This is a genomic window from Paenibacillus cellulositrophicus (genome assembly GCF_009363095.1).
GTDB classification, from domain to species: domain Bacteria; phylum Bacillota; class Bacilli; order Paenibacillales; family Paenibacillaceae; genus Paenibacillus_AQ; species Paenibacillus_AQ favisporus.
In genome coordinates this window covers 4,370,770-4,389,514 of record NZ_CP045295.1, presented here as the reverse complement: position 1 = coordinate 4,389,514, position 18,745 = coordinate 4,370,770, and the positions used below count along the sequence as shown (strand labels likewise).

Annotated in this window: 17 protein-coding genes and 1 other annotated feature; all 17 genes read right to left on the bottom strand. The window is 49.9% G+C overall.

Translation table 11 applies throughout. The features are described from left to right. Positions 1-25: 25 nt before the first annotated feature. Positions 26-304, bottom strand: coding sequence for a 30S ribosomal protein S19 (gene rpsS / locus GCU45_RS19550; protein ID WP_076176739.1), 279 nt, complete (start codon positions 302-304; stop codon positions 26-28). A 70-nt stretch (positions 305-374) separates the two neighbouring features. After that, on the bottom strand, positions 375-1,205 hold the full coding sequence (rplB, locus tag GCU45_RS19545) for a 50S ribosomal protein L2 (protein WP_076176738.1): 831 nt from the start codon (positions 1,203-1,205) through the stop codon (positions 375-377). 12 nt (positions 1,206-1,217) lie between these two features. After that, a complete protein-coding gene (gene rplW, locus GCU45_RS19540; RefSeq protein WP_076176737.1) occupies positions 1,218-1,511 on the bottom strand; it encodes a 50S ribosomal protein L23 in 294 nt (97 codons plus the stop codon). After that, a complete protein-coding gene (gene rplD, locus GCU45_RS19535) occupies positions 1,511-2,134 on the bottom strand; it encodes a 50S ribosomal protein L4 (RefSeq protein ID WP_076176736.1) in 624 nt (207 codons plus the stop codon). The genes rplW and rplD overlap by 1 nt, the downstream gene beginning before the upstream one ends. Before the next feature lie 26 nt (positions 2,135-2,160). After that, the gene (gene rplC, locus GCU45_RS19530; protein ID WP_076176735.1) at positions 2,161-2,784 is read right to left on the bottom strand and encodes a 50S ribosomal protein L3; all 624 of its coding nucleotides are present in this window, start codon (positions 2,782-2,784) and stop codon (positions 2,161-2,163) included. A gap of 36 nt (positions 2,785-2,820) precedes the next feature. Then, positions 2,821-3,129 (bottom strand): 30S ribosomal protein S10, encoded by a 309-nt coding sequence (gene rpsJ / locus GCU45_RS19525; protein WP_005544556.1) that lies wholly within the window; start codon positions 3,127-3,129, stop codon positions 2,821-2,823. 324 nt (positions 3,130-3,453) lie between these two features. Then, positions 3,454-4,644, bottom strand: coding sequence for an elongation factor Tu (gene tuf / locus GCU45_RS19520; protein ID WP_145030007.1), 1,191 nt, complete (start codon positions 4,642-4,644; stop codon positions 3,454-3,456). Between the two features lie 119 nt (positions 4,645-4,763). Next, positions 4,764-6,845: an elongation factor G gene (fusA, locus tag GCU45_RS19515; RefSeq protein WP_152400029.1), complete on the bottom strand. Its 2,082-nt coding sequence runs from the start codon at positions 6,843-6,845 to the stop codon at positions 4,764-4,766. A gap of 48 nt (positions 6,846-6,893) precedes the next feature. Next, the gene (rpsG, locus tag GCU45_RS19510) at positions 6,894-7,364 is read right to left on the bottom strand and encodes a 30S ribosomal protein S7 (protein ID WP_145030011.1); all 471 of its coding nucleotides are present in this window, start codon (positions 7,362-7,364) and stop codon (positions 6,894-6,896) included. A gap of 43 nt (positions 7,365-7,407) precedes the next feature. Then, a complete protein-coding gene (rpsL, locus tag GCU45_RS19505; RefSeq protein ID WP_076176731.1) occupies positions 7,408-7,830 on the bottom strand; it encodes a 30S ribosomal protein S12 in 423 nt (140 codons plus the stop codon). A 144-nt stretch (positions 7,831-7,974) separates the two neighbouring features. Next, complete coding sequence (locus GCU45_RS19500) at positions 7,975-8,226, bottom strand: ribosomal L7Ae/L30e/S12e/Gadd45 family protein (RefSeq protein ID WP_152400028.1); 252 nt, start codon at positions 8,224-8,226, stop codon at positions 7,975-7,977. 160 nt (positions 8,227-8,386) lie between these two features. Continuing rightward, positions 8,387-12,001, bottom strand: coding sequence for a DNA-directed RNA polymerase subunit beta' (rpoC, locus tag GCU45_RS19495; protein ID WP_152400027.1), 3,615 nt, complete (start codon positions 11,999-12,001; stop codon positions 8,387-8,389). A gap of 83 nt (positions 12,002-12,084) precedes the next feature. Then, positions 12,085-15,630 carry a DNA-directed RNA polymerase subunit beta gene (gene rpoB / locus GCU45_RS19490; protein WP_145950219.1) on the bottom strand — a complete coding sequence of 1,182 codons (3,546 nt, stop codon included), beginning with the start codon at positions 15,628-15,630 and terminating at the stop codon, positions 12,085-12,087. A gap of 357 nt (positions 15,631-15,987) precedes the next feature. After that, complete coding sequence (locus GCU45_RS19485) at positions 15,988-16,593, bottom strand: class I SAM-dependent methyltransferase (protein WP_152403213.1); 606 nt, start codon at positions 16,591-16,593, stop codon at positions 15,988-15,990. A gap of 136 nt (positions 16,594-16,729) precedes the next feature. Then, positions 16,730-17,095, bottom strand: a complete 366-nt coding sequence (rplL, locus tag GCU45_RS19480; RefSeq protein ID WP_076176726.1) for a 50S ribosomal protein L7/L12 — start codon at positions 17,093-17,095, stop codon at positions 16,730-16,732. 65 nt (positions 17,096-17,160) lie between these two features. Next, positions 17,161-17,664, bottom strand: coding sequence for a 50S ribosomal protein L10 (gene rplJ, locus GCU45_RS19475; protein WP_076176725.1), 504 nt, complete (start codon positions 17,662-17,664; stop codon positions 17,161-17,163). A 112-nt stretch (positions 17,665-17,776) separates the two neighbouring features. Further along, positions 17,777-17,933: a sequence feature (ribosomal protein L10 leader region), on the bottom strand. Positions 17,934-18,005: 72 nt separating this feature from the next. Next, complete coding sequence (gene rplA, locus GCU45_RS19470; protein ID WP_145950217.1) at positions 18,006-18,698, bottom strand: 50S ribosomal protein L1; 693 nt, start codon at positions 18,696-18,698, stop codon at positions 18,006-18,008. Between the last annotated feature and the right edge of the window lie 47 nt (positions 18,699-18,745).

Below are 18,745 nucleotides of genomic sequence, written 5' to 3'. Positions count from 1 at the left end.
CCCTCTCAAACAAAGAGCTTAGAAATTATCTTCTTGTTTTCTTGTCATCGTCCGTATGACCCTTGTAGGTACGTGTTGGAGCGAATTCACCCAACTTGTGTCCTACCATGTCTTCCGTTACGTATACCGGAACGTGCTTGCGTCCGTCGTATACACCGAACGTGTGACCGATAAATTGTGGGAAAATCGTAGAGCGACGGGACCAAGTTTTGATAACCGCCTTCTTGTTCGATTCGTTCATCACTTCTACTTTTTTCAGCAGGTACCCGTCAATGAAAGGCCCTTTTTTCAAACTGCGACTCATCTATAAAATCCTCCCTTCATCCAATCTTCTCGTTACTTTCGGCACTTCACAAAGTTATGCACAGCGTGCATTATTTTGTGCGGCGGCGAACGATATATTTGTCAGAAGCTTTGCCTTTTTTACGCGTTTTGTAACCAAGGGTTGGTTTGCCCCATGGAGACATTGGCGATTTACGTCCGATTGGAGCGCGGCCTTCACCACCACCGTGAGGGTGATCGTTAGGGTTCATAACTACCCCGCGAACTTCAGGACGTTGTCCGAGCCAGCGGCTGCGGCCAGCTTTACCGATTTTGATCAGCTCGTGGTCTTCGTTACCAACGGAACCGATTGTAGCACGGCAAACTTTAAGCAGTCTGCGAACTTCGCCCGAAGACAAACGTACGGATACGTATTTATCTTCTTTACCAAGAAGCTGAGCTTCGGTACCGGCTGCGCGAACCAATTGTCCGCCTTTGCCAGGCTGCAGTTCGATGTTGTGGATAACAGTACCTACCGGAATGTTCTCCATTGGAAGTGCGTTACCGATTTTGATGTCGGCGTTTGGACCGGATTCAATCTTGTCTCCCACTTTCAGACCTTTAGGAGCGATGATGTAACGCTTCTCTCCGTCTGCATAGTGGATCAGAGCAATATTGGAAGTACGGTTCGGGTCATACTCGATCGTAGCAACGGTACCTGGTATGCCGTCTTTCGTACGTTTGAAGTCGATGATGCGGTATTTACGCTTGTGTCCGCCGCCGTGGTGACGAACCGTAATTTTACCTTGGTTGTTGCGGCCAGCTGTTTTGCTGAGCGGTGCAAGCAACGATTTCTCCGGCTGATTTGTCGTGATCTCTTCAAAAGTAGACACGGACATGTTACGTCTAGCCGGGGATGTCGGCTTATACTTTTTAATAGGCACGTGATTTCCTCCTTACTCTACAGATTCAAAAAACTCGAGCGCTTTGCTGTCTTTGCTCAGCGTTACGATGGCTTTTTTCCACTCGGTTGTATAACCGTTGTAGCGGCCATAACGTTTCGGCTTAGCAGGGACGCGCATTGTATTTACATTCGTTACTTTCACTTTAAAGATCGATTCAACAGCTTGTTTGATCTCGGTCTTGTTCGCACGGATATCTACTTCAAAGGCATACTTCAAGTCGCCCATGTATTCAGCCGTACGTTCAGTGATCACCGGACGTTTGATAATATCACGAGGATCTTTCATTACGCGAGCACCTCCTCTACCTTCTGAACTGCTTCTTTCGTAATGATCAGTTTGTCGTACAGAAGTACGTCAAGAACATTAATGCCGTCTGCTGCAACAAATTTCACGCCAGGAATATTCCGTGCGGAAAGAGCCACATTATCATCATAGCCAGGAGCTACGATCAGGGCCTTACGTTCTACTTTCAGATTGTTCAGGATCGCTGCGAATTCCTTTGTTTTAGGCGTGTTCAGAGCGAGTTGGTCCAGAACGATCAGATTGTTAGCGATCACTTTGGAAGACAATGCAGATTTAATAGCCAGACGACGAACTTTCTTAGGAAGCTTGAACGAGTAGCTGCGTGGTGTTGGACCGAATACAGTACCGCCGCCCTTCCATTGTGGTGAACGGATCGAACCTTGACGAGCACGGCCGGTTCCTTTTTGTTTCCAAGGTTTACGTCCGCCGCCGCGTACTTCAGAACGGCCCTTCACTTTGTGTGTACCACGACGCAAAGATGCTCTTTGCAGCAATACCGCTTGGTTCATCACGTGTACGTTCGGCTCTACGCCAAATACCGCATCGTTCAGTTCCAATTCTCCTACTTCGCTACCGCTGACATTAAACAGGGTTACTTTTGGCATTATGTGTTCCTCCTTTCCTTAGGTGATTATTTCTTCACCGTTTCGTTAATTTTAACGAAGCTGTTTTTAGGTCCAGGAATAGCACCTTTAACGAGCAATACGTTGCGTTCAACGTCAACTCTAACAACTTCAAGTTTTTGTACAGTTACCGTAGCATTACCCATGTGACCTGGCAGACGCTTCCCTTTAGGAACACGGTTAGCCTGGATCGAGCCCATGGAACCCGGTCTGCGATGGTAACGCGAGCCGTGAGCCATTGGTCCGCGGCTTTGTCCCCAACGTTTGATAACGCCTTGGAAGCCTTTACCTTTGGAAGTACCGGTTACGTCAACAAATTCGCCTTCTGCGAAGACATCCGCCTTCAGTTCTTGGCCAACCTCGAATGCTCCGAGGTCAACACCGCGAATTTCGCGAACGTAGCGCTTAGGTGCAGTGTTAGCTTTTTTAGCATGTCCTGCTTCTGGCTTGTTTGCACGCTTCTCCTTCTTATCGGCGAAACCGATTTGAATAGCTTCGTAGCCATCGTTCTCAAGATCTTTCTTTTGCAGAACAACACAAGGACCTGCTTCGATAACCGTCACAGGAATTACATTACCTTCTGGAGTAAATACTTGAGTCATTCCGAGTTTTTTTCCTAAGATACCTTTCATGTTGACACCTCTTTTCCCGTCTTAATTCATTTCGAATTACAATTTGATTTCGATATCTACACCGGACGGCAGGTCCAAGCGCATAAGAGCATCCACAGTTTGTGGAGTTGGGTTAACAATGTCGATCAGACGCTTGTGTGTGCGCATTTCGAATTGCTCCCGAGAATCCTTATACTTGTGTACCGCACGGAGAATAGTAATGATTTGTTTCTCAGTTGGAAGCGGAATCGGTCCAGATACACCAGCACCCGAACGTTTTGCAGTTTCAACGATTTTCTCAGCGGATTGATCAAGAATTCTGTGATCGTAAGCTTTCAAACGAATACGAATTTTTTGCTTTGCCATTTTAGTCCCTCCTTCTATCGCCCAATTTGGTATCGGACATACTCCGTGAAAATTTTCTAACCCACCGCTCCATGGCAAAGGGGCCGGGTGTGTCAGTAACCTCTCACATCATCGCAACGTCTCAGAACAACATTCACTATTATATATAAAGAATGGGCATAATGCAAGCTTTTAATGAAAAGGTGTTGTTGTTCTTTTCTTCCTATATATAAAGAAAAGGAATCCTCCCGCTAGGAGAGGATTCCTCTGTATCTCTTGCGTTTACAACACAGCGTTACTCGTTCCAGCACATCGTTGCTATATAGAAGGCAATTTGCCTTTTAATTATTTGCTGATTGTTGCGATGGCACCAGCAGCTACTGTACGTCCACCTTCACGGATCGTGAACTTCGTTCCTTCTTCAATCGCGATTGGAGCGATCAGTTGAACGGTTACAGTGATGTTGTCGCCAGGCATAACCATTTCAGTTCCTTCTGGAAGGTTAACCACACCAGTTACGTCCGTTGTACGGAAGTAGAACTGAGGACGGTATCCAGTGAAGAAAGGCTTATGACGGCCACCTTCTTCTTTAGTCAAAACGTATACTTGAGCAGCGAACTCAGTATGCGGTTTAACGGAAGCCGGTTTGCAAAGTACTTGACCGCGCTCGATTTGGTTACGGTCTACACCGCGAAGCAGGGCACCGATGTTGTCACCAGCTTGAGCGGAATCCAGCAATTTACGGAACATTTCAACGCCCGTAACGACGGATTTCTTAGTTTCTTCAGCGATACCAACGATTTCAACTTCGTCGCCCACTTTAACAGTTCCGCGTTCTACACGGCCTGTAGCAACCGTACCACGACCAGTGATGGAGAATACGTCCTCGACTGGCATAAGGAAAGGTTTGTCAGTGTCGCGCTCTGGAAGAGGGATGTACTCATCGATGATGTTGAACATTTCGATGATTTTTTGTGCCCACTCGCCGTCTGGGTTTTGCAGAGCTTCACGAGCAGAACCTTGGATGATTGGAGTGTCGTCGCCTGGGAACTCATATTCGTTCAGCAGGTCACGAACTTCCATTTCAACCAGTTCAAGAAGTTCAGCGTCTTCAACCATGTCGCATTTGTTCAGGAATACAACGATGTAAGGTACGCCTACCTGACGGGAGAGCAGGATGTGTTCGCGAGTTTGCGGCATTGGGCCGTCAGCTGCGGATACAACCAGGATCGCTCCGTCCATTTGAGCAGCACCAGTGATCATGTTTTTAACATAGTCGGCGTGACCTGGGCAGTCAACGTGTGCATAGTGACGGTTAGGTGTTTCGTATTCCACGTGTGCAGTGGAGATTGTGATACCGCGTTCGCGCTCTTCTGGAGCTTTGTCGATTTGATCGAATGCTACTGCAGCACCACCGTAAGTTTTGGACAATACAGTCGTGATAGCAGCAGTCAGAGTTGTTTTACCATGGTCGACGTGACCGATAGTTCCGATGTTAACGTGCGGTTTAGTACGTTCAAACTTAGCCTTTGCCATTTGAACAATTCCTCCTTAAATGGATTGAATATAGGTTTTATGTTTGAACTGACCGGTGTTTATGCAAGCAGTTCTGGATGTAATCGTACCGGTCAGGGTTTAAAACTCAAAAGCAGAAATTACTCGTCAGATCCTTTGGACTTCGAAACAATTTCTTCAGCAATGTTCTTAGGAACTTCTTCGTAGTGGGAGAGTTCCATGGAGAACACGCCGCGTCCTTGGGTACCGGAACGAAGTGTCGTCGAGTATCCGAACATTTCGGAAAGAGGCACTTTCGCACGGATGATCTGAGCACCGGAACGGCTATCCATACCTTCGATACGTCCGCGGCGGGAGTTCAGCATACCCATTACGTCGCCCATGTATTCTTCAGGCACCGTAACTTCGACTTTCATGATTGGCTCGAGCAGGACAGGTTTACACTTGTCTTTAGCCGCTTTAAGCGCCATGGAACCGGCAATCTTAAACGCCATCTCATTGGAATCGACATCATGGTAGGAACCGTCTACGATTGTAGCTTTGATGTCTACAAGCGGGAAGCCGGCAAGAACACCATTCTTCATGGCTTCTTCGATACCATTCAGTGCAGGCTGGACGTATTCTCTTGGTACAGAGCCACCGACGATTTTGCTATCAAACTGGCTGCCAGTACCTGCTTCGAGAGGTTCGAACTCAACCCAGACGTGACCGTATTGACCACGACCACCGGACTGACGAACGAATTTACCCTCAACGCGTGCAGCTTGACGGAAGGTTTCACGGTATGCAACCTGTGGTTTACCCACGTTGGTTTCTACCTTGAATTCACGACGCATACGGTCAATGATGATGTCGAGGTGAAGCTCACCCATACCAGCCAAGATTGTTTGGCCAGTTTCTTCATCTGTATGAGCACGCAGCGTAGGATCTTCTTCTGTCAATTTGCCCAAAGCAACGCCCATTTTGTCTTGGTCGGCTTTGGTTTTAGGCTCAACCGCGATTTCGATAACCGGATCCGGGAAGTTCATGGATTCCAGGATAACCGGAGCTTTCTCGTCGCAGAGTGTGTCGCCCGTACCGGTATCTTTCAAGCCTACGGCAGCCGCGATGTCACCGGAGTAAACTTCGCTGATCTCTTGACGGCTGTTCGCGTGCATCTGAAGGATACGTCCGATACGTTCGCGTTTGCCTTTGGTAGCGTTCAATACGTAAGAGCCGGATTGAAGGATACCAGAGTATACGCGGAAGAATGTCAGTTTACCCACATAAGGGTCTGTCATGATTTTGAACGCCAGAGCAGCGAACGGTTCTTCATCGGAAGAATGACGCTCAACTTCCGTACCGTCTTCAAGGTGACCTTGAATCGATGGTACGTCAACTGGAGCTGGCAGATAATCGATAACAGCGTCCAGCATCAGCTGAACCCCTTTGTTGCGGTAAGAGGAACCGCAGATAACCGGGAAGATCTTAACTTCGCAAACCCCTTTGCGGAGGGCTGCTTTCAGCTCCGGAATGGTGATTTCTTCACCTTCCAGATACTTCATTGTCAAGTCTTCGTCGAGTTCTGCGACTTTTTCGATCAGTTCAGCGCGAAGTTCTGCGACTTTGTCTTGGAACTCGGCCGGAACGTCGACCACCTCAATGTTTTGACCCAGGTCGTCTTTGTACATATGAGCTTTTTGCTCAACCAGGTCAATGATGCCTACGAAGTCGTTCTCTGCACCGATCGGCAATTGAATCGCTACTGCGTTCGCTTGCAGACGATCGCGCATGTCGTTAACGACGTTCAAATAGTCGGCACCGATAATATCCATCTTGTTTACATATGCGATCCGCGGAACGCCGTAGCGGTCAGCCTGTCTCCATACGGTTTCAGACTGAGGCTCAACGCCCTCTTTCGCACTGAAAACACCTACTGCCCCATCCAATACACGAAGGGAACGTTCAACTTCAACTGTGAAGTCAACGTGCCCTGGGGTGTCAATGATATTAACGCGGTGACCTTTCCACGAAGCGGTCGTCGCAGCGGAAGTAATCGTGATCCCGCGCTCCTGTTCCTGCTCCATCCAGTCCATTGTAGCTGCACCCTCGTGAACTTCACCGATTTTGTGCGTACGGCCTGTGTAGAACAAGATCCGCTCTGTGGTGGTCGTTTTACCAGCGTCAATATGCGCCATGATCCCGATGTTGCGTGTATTTTTCAAGGAGAACTCTCTTGCCATGAAAATAGTCTCCCTTCAAAATTGAAGTGTAATTTATTGAGCCGAATTCTACCAGCGGTAGTGAGCAAACGCTTTGTTCGCTTCAGCCATTTTGTGAGTGTCCTCGCGTTTCTTAACGGAAGCGCCTGTGTTGTTGGAAGCGTCGATGATCTCAGCCGCCAAACGCTCTTCCATTGTCTTCTCACCGCGGTTGCGGGAGTAGTTCACGAGCCAACGTAATCCCAAAGACGTACGTCTTTCAGGTTTTACTTCAATCGGCACCTGGTAGTTGGCACCGCCGACACGGCGAGCTTTAACTTCCAGTACTGGCATGATATTTTTGATGGCTGCTTCAAACACTTCCATAGGATCTTTACCCGTACGTTCTTGAATCAGCTTGAACGAATTGTAAAGGATGCTTTGGGCAACACCTCTTTTACCATCCAGCATGATGCGGTTGATAAGGCGTGTAACCAGTTTGCTGTTGTACACCGGATCTGGCAATACGTCTCTCTTACTAACTGGACCTTTGCGTGGCATGGATATCCCCCTTTCTCAAGTCTTGAAATCTTATAGAAATCAATTACGATTTTTTAGCTTTCGGACGTTTCGCGCCGTATTTGGAACGAGCTTGCATCCGGTTGTTCACACCTGCAGTATCAAGCGCACCGCGAACGATATGGTAACGAACACCTGGAAGGTCTTTTACCCGTCCACCGCGAACCAATACCACACTGTGCTCTTGCAGGTTGTGTCCGATCCCCGGAATGTAAGCAGTCACCTCGATGCGGTTCGTCAAGCGAACACGGGCATATTTACGAAGCGCGGAGTTCGGTTTCTTCGGAGTCATTGTACCTACACGGGTGCAGACACCACGTTTTTGAGGAGCGCTAAGTCCTGTCTCTTCACGCTTCAGAGCGTTGTATCCTTTCTGCAATGCAGGGGACTTCGACTTGTAGATCTTAGCTTGACGTCCTTTACGAACTAGCTGGTTAATTGTTGGCATGTTAGCCACCCCCTTCCCATAATACTTATCCTCATTACAAACCTCTTTTTAAGTCCACAGACCCAGGCGGTTCATAAAAGAACAAATGAAAAGTCTTTGCCGGAAGAACTCTGTTGATTTCCCCAACAAAAACGTTCCTTACAACTATGATTTAACGATAGCGGCCATCGCTGCGCCCACTTCAATTCCACATGCTTTACCCAAATGATGCATAGTATCCACATAGGTGATCTTCACTCCATGCTTAGTGCAAAGAGCTTCAACCTTTGAAACGAGCCGGTGTTCCGCATCTTCCGCCACAAACACTTCGGCGGCTTGGCCCAATTCTACGAGTTTCATCGTTTGTTTGGCACCGATCTTGACATGAGCATCCTGTAATCCTTTATCATTAGACATCTTGCGATTCCTCCAAAAGCACAGGGGTACTTAACTACTCACGCACCTTTGCTATATTAGCACTTGCATTAGGCGATGTCAAGAATGTTTCAGGAAAGTTTTCGCGGAAGCAGCCTTTTTTCATGCCGCCTCCGCGCAAAACCGCCTGATTAGCAGTCTATTACTCTACTGTTGCCGTTTCAAGCTCCTTGGAGTCCTGATCTTCGATGTTCGGATCATCGAATTTGACACTGCGGTAACGGTTCATACCGGTACCTGCAGGGATCAATTTACCGATGATGACATTTTCTTTCAGGCCGAGCAGCTGGTCAACCTTGCCTTTGATCGCCGCATCGGTAAGGACGCGGGTCGTCTCCTGGAAGGATGCCGCGGACAAGAAGGAATCGGTCTCCAGGGAAGCCTTGGTGATACCGAGCAGAACCGGTTTGGCCACCGCAGGCTCTTTTCCGGACAGGATTGCTTCTTTGTTCGCTGCTTCGTATTCATGAATGTCGGTGAATGATCCAGGAAGAAGCGGTGTATCTCCCGCATCGACGATACGGATTTTACGCAGCATCTGCTTGATCATTACTTCGACGTGCTTATCATTGATTTCTACGCCCTGGTTACGGTATACGCGCTGTACTTCCTGCAGAATGTAGTTCTGCACCCCGCGGATGCCTTTAATGCGCAGCATTTCTTTCGGGTCAATGGAACCGTCTGTCAGCTCGTCGCCGGCTTCGATTTCCTGACCTTCGCTTACGCGCAGACGGGAACCGTAAGTAACGGAGTACACTTTCGTTTCCGCTTCACCTTGGACTTCGATTTCACGACGGTCTTTCGCTTCGCGGATTTCCTTCACGACGCCGTCGATTTCACTAATGGTTGCTTGACCTTTCGGATTCCGGGCTTCGAAAAGCTCCTGAATACGCGGAAGACCTTGGGTAATATCGTCCCCTGCGACACCACCGGTATGGAACGTACGCATGGTAAGCTGGGTTCCTGGTTCACCGATGGATTGCGCCGCGATGATGCCGACAGCTTCCCCGATTTCCACGAATTTGCCTGTGGCCAGGTTGCGTCCGTAGCACTTCTTACATACGCCATGACGGGCACGGCAGCTGAGTACCGAACGGATTTGCAGTTTTGTTACGCCGGAGTTGACGATCAGGTTCGCTTTATCCGAATCGATCAGCTCGTTGCGGTTAACCAGAATTTCCTTGGTTTCCGGATGACGAACCGTCTCGAAGCAGTAGCGTCCTTCAATACGGTCATACAGATCCTCGATAACCTCTTTACCATCCTGAATCCGGCTGACGGTAAAGCCTTTATCGGTACCGCAGTCTTCTTCACGGACGATAACGTCCTGGGCAACGTCAACCAGACGGCGTGTCAGGTAACCGGAGTCCGCTGTACGCAGCGCGGTATCCGCCAGACCTTTACGGGCACCGTGCGTCGACAGGAAGTACTCGAGGACGGTCAGGCCTTCACGGAAGTTGGATTTGATCGGGAGTTCGATGATCCGGCCGGATGGGTTCGCCATCAGACCCCGCATACCGCCGAGCTGAGTAATCTGCGATTTGTTACCCCGTGCTTTGGAATCAACCATGAGCATGATGGAGTTAAAGCGGTCCATGGATTTCATCAGGATGTCCGTAATGTCATCCTTCGCCTTGGACCAAATATCGATAACGCGGTCGTACCGTTCTTCGTTCGTAATCAAGCCGCGGCGGTATTGGTTCGTAACGACAGCAACCTTCTCGTCGGATTCCTTCAGGATCGCCTGTTTCTCATCAGGAACGATAACGTCGGATACCGCAACGGTTACGCCGGCACGCGTCGAATACGTGAAGCCGAGCTGCTTGATTTTATCCAGAATAACGGAAGTTTCCGTCGTGTGGTAAATCTCGAAGCAGCGGGCAATGATTTGGCCCAGATACTCTTTACCAACAGCGCTGCTTATAGGCAGGTCGTACATGCGCTCGCGGATGTCCGCGCCTTTTTCATAGACGAAATATTTTTCCGGGGTCCCGTTGAACAGATTGTCGCGGGTTGCTTCGTTAATGTACGGGAAGCTGCTCGGGAAAATTTCGTTGAAAATGATGCGTCCGACGGTCGTCAAGAGCATTGCGTCCTGCTGCTTGTCGGTAAAGCTCGTTTTGCCGAGCGCTTTTACCGGAATGGCTACCCGTGCATGCAGACCTGCGGTTCCGCGTTGGTAAGCCGATACGGCTTCGTTCACAGAGCTCAGGATCATGCCGGAACCTTTCTCTTCCTTGTTGTCCATGGTCAGATAGAAGGATCCGAGAACCATATCCTGCGAAGGAGTTACGACCGGTTTACCGTCTTTAGGGTTCAAAATGTTGCCGGATGCCAGCATGAGGATACGGGCTTCAGCCTGTGCCTCTGCGGACAGCGGAACGTGAACCGCCATCTGGTCACCGTCGAAGTCGGCGTTGTAAGCCGTACATACGAGCGGATGCAGACGGATCGCGTGACCTTCCACCAGGATCGGTTCAAACGCCTGGATACCGAGACGGTGAAGCGTAGGGGCACGGTTCAGCAGAACCGGATGCTCTTTAATGACTTCTTCGAGAACGTCCCAGACTTCCGGACTTACGCGCTCAACCTTACGTTTGGCGCTCTTAATGTTATGGGCGAGGCCCTTGTTTACAAGTTCTTTCATGACAAACGGCTTGAACAGTTCCAGCGCCATTTTCTTCGGCAGACCGCACTGATACATTTTCAGGTACGGACCGACGACGATAACGGAACGACCGGAATAGTCAACGCGTTTACCGAGCAGGTTTTGCCGGAAACGTCCTTGCTTACCTTTCAGCATGTGGCTGAGGGATTTCAGCGGACGGTTGCCTGGTCCAGTAACCGGACGACCGCGGCGGCCGTTGTCGATCAGGGCGTCAACCGCTTCCTGCAGCATCCGTTTTTCGTTCTGAACGATGATGTCCGGAGCTCCCAGGTCAAGCAGACGCTTCAAGCGGTTGTTCCGGTTGATCACGCGGCGGTACAGGTCGTTCAGGTCAGACGTTGCAAAGCGTCCGCCGTCCAGCTGTACCATCGGGCGCAGTTCCGGAGGGATAACCGGCAATACGTCCATGATCATCCACTCTGGTTTGTTGCCGGAGTTGCGGAAAGCCTCGATGACTTCCAGACGCTTGATCGCACGGTTACGGCGTTGGCCTTGAGCCGTGCGCAGCTCTTCCTTCAGAAACTCGAGTTCCTTTTCGATATCGAGATCCTGCAGCAGCTTCTTGATCGCTTCAGCACCCATACCCGCTTGGAAACCATAGCCGTATTTTTCACGGTAGCTGCGGTATTCTTTCTCGGACAGAAGCTGTTTCTTCTCCAGAGGCGTATCTCCAGGGTCGGTTACTACATAAGATGCAAAGTAAATGATCTCTTCCAGAGATCTTGGCGACATATCCAAAGCGAGACCCATACGGCTCGGAATGCCTTTAAAGTACCAGATATGGGATACAGGAGCTGCCAGCTCAATATGGCCCATCCGTTCGCGGCGCACCTTCGCGCGGGTAACTTCTACGCCGCAGCGATCGCAGACTACGCCTTTGTAACGGACACGCTTATATTTGCCGCAATGGCATTCCCAGTCTTTTTGCGGTCCAAAAATCCGTTCGCAGAACAGGCCTTCTTTCTCCGGTTTGAGCGTACGGTAATTGATGGTTTCCGGCTTTTTCACTTCTCCGCGGGACCATGAACGAATTTTTTCCGGGGATGCAAGCCCGATCTTCATGAATTCGAAATTGTTAACGTCCAACAAGGAGCAACCCTCCTTAACCTAGTCCTAATGATTTAAACCGTGAATGAGGACGGACGGTATCCCCGCCCGCCTTCACACGGTCTTTATTCCACTCCGACTTCTTCGCCTTCCAGGTTGAGGCTCAGCTTATCGCCGGCTGCCTCGTCTTCATCATCGAGCTCTTTCATCTCGATCTCCTGCTCGTCACCGCTCAGGATCTTAACATCCATACCGAGGGATTGAAGCTCTTTGATCAGAACCTTGAACGATTCAGGAACACCCGGTTCCGGAACGTTCTCGCCTTTAACGATGGACTCGTAGGTTTTCACCCGGCCGACCACATCGTCGGATTTGACGGTCAGGATCTCTTGCAGTGTATATGCGGCGCCGTATGCTTCCAGCGCCCAAACTTCCATCTCACCGAAGCGCTGTCCGCCGAACTGGGCTTTACCACCCAGAGGCTGCTGCGTAACGAGCGAGTATGGTCCAGTTGAACGGGCATGGATTTTATCGTCAACCATGTGGGCCAGCTTGATCATGTGCATGACACCGACGGTAACCTCACGTTCGAACATCTCGCCCGTGCGGCCGTCGTACAGACGCGTCTTACCGTTGCGCTGCATGCCGGCTTCTTCCATGGTGTCAAATACGTCATATTCATTGGCACCGTCGAATACCGGCGTAGCCACGTGAATACCAAGACGCATGGCCGCAAAGCCCAAGTGGACTTCCAGAACCTGCCCGATGTTCATCCGGGAAGGTACCCCCAGCGGGTTCAGTACGACCTGTACCGGCGTACCGTCCGGCAGGAACGGCATATCTTCTTCAGGCAGGATGCGGGCTACGACCCCTTTGTTACCGTGACGACCGGCCATTTTGTCACCTTCAGAAATTTTACGTTTCTGAGCGATGTACACCCGAACCAGTTGGTTTACACCAGGAGGCAGCTCGTCGCCGTTCTCACGGGTAAACACTTTGACGTCCACGATAATCCCGTCACTACCATGCGGTACGCGCAGGGAGGTGTCGCGCACTTCACGCGCCTTCTCACCGAAGATGGCGTGCAGCAGGCGTTCTTCCGCCGTCAGCTCCGTTACGCCTTTCGGAGTAACTTTACCGACGAGAATGTCGCCGGCGCTGATTTCGGCACCGATCCGGATAATGCCGCGCTCGTCGAGGTTCTTAAGAGCTTCCTCGCCTACGTTCGGAATATCGCGGGTAATTTCTTCCGGTCCGAGCTTGGTGTCGCGCGCTTCAGATTCGTATTCCTCGATGTGAATCGAAGTGTACACATCTTCCTTCACCAGCTTCTCGCTGAGGAGGATGGCATCCTCGTAGTTATAACCTTCCCAGGTCATGAATGCTACGACAACGTTACGACCAAGAGCCAACTCGCCCATTTCCGTCGAAGGTCCGTCCGCGAGGATGTCGCCCTTCTTGATGACGTCGCCTCTCTTCACGATCGGACGCTGGTTGATGCATGTGCCTTGGTTCGAACGCATAAATTTGTGTAATTTATGTTTAATGATGTCGCCTTTGACTTCTTTGCCGTCCACGGTCTCGATGCGGCGCACCCAGATTTCGTTGGCGGAAGAACGTTCAACTACACCGTCATATTTGGAAACGATACATACCCCGGAATCTTTTGCAGACTTGTGTTCCATTCCTGTACCTACAAGCGGAGCTTTAGGCACGAGAAGCGGCACAGCCTGACGCTGCATGTTCGATCCCATCAGGGCGCGGTTGGAGTCATCGTTCTCGAGGAACGGAATGAGCGCCGTTGCGACCGATACGACCTGTTTCGGCGAAACGTCCATGTAATCCACGCGTTCGCTCGGCATCGGCAAAATGTTGTCGGACTGCTTATTGTAACGGACGATAACCATTTCATCCGCAAACTTGCCGTCCTCATTCAGCACTGCGTTCGCCTGTGCGACCACATAGTTGTCTTCCTCATCGGCCGTCAGGTAGTCGATCTGGTCTGTTACAATCCCCGTCTTCGGATCGACCCAACGGTACGGAGCTTCAATAAAGCCGTATTCGTTAATCCGTGCGAACGTAGACAAGGAGTTGATCAAACCGATGTTCGGACCCTCCGGCGTCTCGATTGGACACATCCGGCCGTAGTGACTGTGATGGACGTCACGGACTTCAAAGCCCGCGCGCTCACGCGTCAAACCGCCGGGTCCGAGCGCAGACAGACGGCGTTTGTGCGTCAGTTCAGCAAGCGGGTTGGTCTGGTCCATAAATTGGGACAGCTGGGAGCTTCCGAAGAACTCTTTGATCGACGCGATAACCGGTCGAATGTTGATCAGGGCTTGCGGCGTGATGACATTCGCATCCTGGATGGACATTCTTTCGCGTACGACGCGTTCCATACGGGACAGACCGATACGGAACTGGTTCTGCAGCAGTTCACCGACAGAACGCAGACGACGGTTACCAAGGTGGTCGATATCGTCCGTGTCGCCGATGCCATGCAGCAGGTTAATAAAGTAGCTGATCGAGGAAATAATATCAGCAGGCGTAATATGTTTAACCGATTTATCAATATTCCCGTTTGCAATCACTTTGACGACCTTGCCGTCTTCGATCGGGGAGAATACGTCGATGCTTTGCATCGGAATGTCATCGGCATCAAGCACACCATTGGCAACATGGTACGTCTTGTGTCCGACATTCTTCTCCAGGTGCGGCAGGATTTCGTCAAGGAGGCGGCGGTCCACCATTTGTCCGGCTTCGGCAATGATCTCACCGGTATCGGTATCGATCAGTGATTCAGCAAGACGCTGGTTGAACAGACGGTTCTTGATATGCAGCTTTTTATTGATTTTATAGCGGCCGACATTGGCCAGGTCATAACGCTTTGGATCAAAGAAGCGCGCTACCAGCAAGCTCTTCGCATTGTCGAGGGTAGGCGGCTCGCCCGGACGGAGGCGTTCGTAAATTTCGATGAGCGCTTTTTCCGTGGAATCGGTGTTGTCTTTGTCCAGCGTGTTGCGGATGTATTCGTCGTTGCCGAGCAGGTCCAAAATTTCGGCGTCGCTGCCGAAACCAAGCGCCCGCAGCAAAACGGTAACCGGGATTTTACGGGTACGGTCGATCCGGACATACATGATGTCTTTCGCATCCGTCTCCAGTTCGAGCCAGGCACCACGGTTTGGAATCACCGTTGCAGTGTAGGTTTTCTTACCGTTTTTATCGACTTTCGTGCTGAAATAGACGCTAGGAGAGCGTACCAACTGGCTGACAATGACCCGTTCTGCACCGTTGATAATAAATGTACCGGTCTCCGTCATCAGCGGGAAATCTCCCATGAATACTTCCTGTTCTTTGACTTCTCCGGTTTCTTTGTTGATGAGCCGTACTTTCACCCGAAGCGGTGCCGCATACGTCACGTCACGCTCTTTCGCGTCATCGACGGTGTATTTGGGTTCGCCCAGGCTGTAGTCGATGAACTCCAGCACCAAATTGCCCGTAAAATCCTGAATTGGCGAGATATCCTGGAACATTTCGCGCAATCCTTCCTCCAAAAACCATTCATATGATTTCTGTTGGATTTCGATCAGGTTCGGAATCTCAAGTACTTCATTAATTCGTGCATAACTTCGCCGAGTGCGTCGACCATACTGAACAAGATGTCCTGCCAACTTTAACTCACCCCTCATGTCTACTCACTTTAAAAATTGATTGCGAACCTCTGTTTGGAACCTTATAATGGATTCATGCAGAGGATTCATCCACAAATAAAGAAAAGCCCTTACCCGAATGCTTTCGAACAAAGAGCAACTTATCCATGGTCTTGCCTTCTAAACATAGAAGTGACTTCATATCCAGTAGATTTGCCCAAAATGTACATATTATACGTGGACATGCCCTATTTTATGCATATCTCCGCATAAAAACTATTGACATTTCAGCCAACTAAAGACAAGAAGCCTATCCTAATACTGACATTTTATAATAATATCACACATGATTTTTCAAGTCAATAGTCCTATTGCATATTACTGAAAAGATTTTGTAGCCTTAAAAATCCGGTACCCTTTATCCTTGGTGACTTCCTCCACCTGTGCGAACAAGCTCTCCAGCTTCGCCTTTGCCGACGGTGCCCCCTGCTTCTTCTGAATCACGATCCACAAGGTTCCTCCTTCACGAAGATGCTCATACGCCTGCTCGAAAATCCGATGCACCGTTTCCTTGCCGGCACGAATCGGCGGATTGGTCAGGATGACATCGAAAGCTTTCCCATCTACCTGCTGCAGCAGATCGCTCTCCAGAATCGTCACGTTCGTAATTCCGTTCAGCCTGGCATTTTCCTTGGCGAGTTCCACTGCACGGCTGTTCACATCCAGCATCGTCACATGCCCATCCCCGGCCAGTCTTGCCGCCACCAGTCCGATAGGACCGTACCCGCAGCCCACATCCAGAACCTCGGCCCCCTGCGGAATATCCATCGCTTCGATCAGCACCTTGCTGCCAAAATCAATTCCCTTCTTGGAAAACACCCCGGCATCGCTCGTGAACTTGTAGACTGCACCCCGCAGTCGCTCTTCCAGACTCCGCCGGTCATGTCCGGCTTCGGGCTGGTTGGAATAGTAATGCTGTGACATGCTTTCCCTCCGAATCCTTGGTTTCATTACACAGGATCCCCTGGTTCTAGTCGTTTAGTCACAAGGGATGCGGTTTTACAAAAACAAACCCCTTGAATGATCAAGGGGTTTGCTATGTGCTTCAACTGAGAAGGAATTACTTCACTTCTACAGTAGCGCCTGCTTCTTCCAATTTAGCTTTAACGGATTCAGCTTCTTCTTTACCCACTTTTTCTTTCAGTGGTTTTGGAGCGTTGTCAACGAGTTCTTTAGCTTCTTTCAAGCCAAGACCTGTGATTTCGCGAACGGCTTTGATAACGTTGATTTTGGAAGCACCAGCGTTAGCCAGGATTACGTCGAATTCAGTTTGCTCAGCAGCTTCAGCTGCGCCAGCGCCGCCACCAACTACAGCTACTGGAGCTGCAGCAGTTACGCCGAATTCTTCTTCGATTGCTTTAACCAGGTCGTTCAGTTCCAAAACAGTCATACCTTTGATTGATTCCAAGATTTGCTCTTTACTCATGGTTGAACCTCCATTTTATAATAAAATTATTTTTTGTTTGCTTTTAAGCTGTCAGAACGGGAAGCTTACGCTCCTTGTTCTTCTTTCTCAGCCACAGCCTTAACTGCAAGCGCGAAGTTGCGAACTGGAGCTTGAAGCACGCTGAGGAGCATGGAAAGGAGACCTTCGCGGGATGGCAGTTCTGCCAGCGCCTTGATTTGGTCAACGCCGACTACACGGCCTTCAACCACGGCACCTTTCAGTTTCAAAGCTTCGTTCTTCTTAGCAAAATCGTTAAGGATTTTAGCTGGTGCTACGGCGTCTTCTGCACTGAATGCGATAGCTGTTGGACCGGTCAATACTTCGTCCAGTTCAGTCAGCTCAGCAGCGGCAGTCGCACGGCGCAGCAAAGTGTTCTTCAACACTTGGAATTCAACACCCGCTTCGCGAAGCTGCTTACGCAGTTCGGTAGCTTGGGCAACGTTCAATCCACGGTAGTCGGCCACTACTGTCGTTGCACTTTCGCGCAATTTCGCAGTTACCGCATCTACAGCTTCTTGTTTCGCTTGAATCACTTTTGCGTTTGCCAATGTCTACACCTCCTGAAAGTTTCAATGACTGTCCAGCCGGACTTGCCGGCCGCCAGTTCGATCTACGTCGGAGTCCGCTTCGAGTCTGAGTACTCTTGGCTTCTCCGATTTCATAGGCAAGTAAAAAGCCTCCGTAGATTTACGAAGGCCTGATGAATGATGATTGTCCGGGCAAAGCGCAGGAAAATCATATATATTCTATCACAACACCTCGGTAGGAAATTAAGCCCTTAGGCACCTACTGTCTACGGTAAGCATATTCAACTTTAGTGGTCGGTCACAAGGACCTAAACAACAACTTTTATATAGTAACAGATAACTCAGAACGAGTCAACGATAACTTATTTAAAGGTTGCTGTATTCACGCGTGCGCTTGGTCCCATCGTCGAGGATACGGCGATCCCCTTCAGATAAACACCTTTTGCAGCAGCTGGTTTAGCACGGTTGAGTGCGTCGATGAGAGATTTGAGGTTCTCATTCAGTTTGACCGCATCAAAGGATACTTTACCGATCGGTGCGTGAATTTGACCTGCTTTGTCCAGACGGTATTCGATTTTACCGGCTTTGATTTCTTGAACAGCCTTGGCAACATCGAACGTAACTGTTCCTGCTTTAGGGTTAGGCATAAGGCCTTTACCACCGAGCAGACGGCCCAGTTTACCGACTTCGCTCATCATATCAGGTGTAGCGACGCAGACGTCGAATTCGAACCAGCCTTGTTGGATCTTGTTGATCATGTCTTGATCGCCAACAAAATCTGCGCCAGCCGCTTCCGCTTCCTTCGCTTTGTCACCTTTCGCAAATACCAATACGCGTTGTGTTTTACCCGTGCCATGAGGCAGGACAACGACACCACGAACGGCTTGGTCTTGTTTACGTGGGTCAACGCCCAAACGAACTGCAACTTCAACGGTTTCGTCGAACTTGGCAGTCGCAGCCTTTTTCACAAGCTCTACAGCTTCTGCTGGCTCGTATACTGCTTCACTGTCGATCAGCTTGGCAGCTTCAACATACTTCTTACCATGTTTAGCCATGTTTGTTCCTCCTTTGTGGTTTTAGCGGATATTCCTCCCACATGTGC

Coding starts and splice junctions, on each gene's coding strand:
- rpsS (WP_076176739.1), bottom strand. CDS start 304: ATGAGTCGCAGTTTGAAAAAAGGGCCTTTCATTGACGGGTACCTGCTG.
- rplW (WP_076176737.1), bottom strand. CDS start 1,511: ATGAAAGATCCTCGTGATATTATCAAACGTCCGGTGATCACTGAACGT.
- rplD (WP_076176736.1), bottom strand. CDS start 2,134: ATGCCAAAAGTAACCCTGTTTAATGTCAGCGGTAGCGAAGTAGGAGAA.
- rplC (WP_076176735.1), bottom strand. CDS start 2,784: ATGAAAGGTATCTTAGGAAAAAAACTCGGAATGACTCAAGTATTTACT.
- rpsJ (WP_005544556.1), bottom strand. CDS start 3,129: ATGGCAAAGCAAAAAATTCGTATTCGTTTGAAAGCTTACGATCACAGA.
- tuf (WP_145030007.1), bottom strand. CDS start 4,644: ATGGCAAAGGCTAAGTTTGAACGTACTAAACCGCACGTTAACATCGGA.
- fusA (WP_152400029.1), bottom strand. CDS start 6,845: ATGGCAAGAGAGTTCTCCTTGAAAAATACACGCAACATCGGGATCATG.
- rpsG (WP_145030011.1), bottom strand. CDS start 7,364: ATGCCACGCAAAGGTCCAGTTAGTAAGAGAGACGTATTGCCAGATCCG.
- rpsL (WP_076176731.1), bottom strand. CDS start 7,830: ATGCCAACAATTAACCAGCTAGTTCGTAAAGGACGTCAAGCTAAGATC.
- GCU45_RS19500 (WP_152400028.1), bottom strand. CDS start 8,226: ATGTCTAATGATAAAGGATTACAGGATGCTCATGTCAAGATCGGTGCC.
- GCU45_RS19485 (WP_152403213.1), bottom strand. CDS start 16,593: ATGTCACAGCATTACTATTCCAACCAGCCCGAAGCCGGACATGACCGG.
- rplL (WP_076176726.1), bottom strand. CDS start 17,095: ATGAGTAAAGAGCAAATCTTGGAATCAATCAAAGGTATGACTGTTTTG.
- rplA (WP_145950217.1), bottom strand. CDS start 18,698: ATGGCTAAACATGGTAAGAAGTATGTTGAAGCTGCCAAGCTGATCGAC.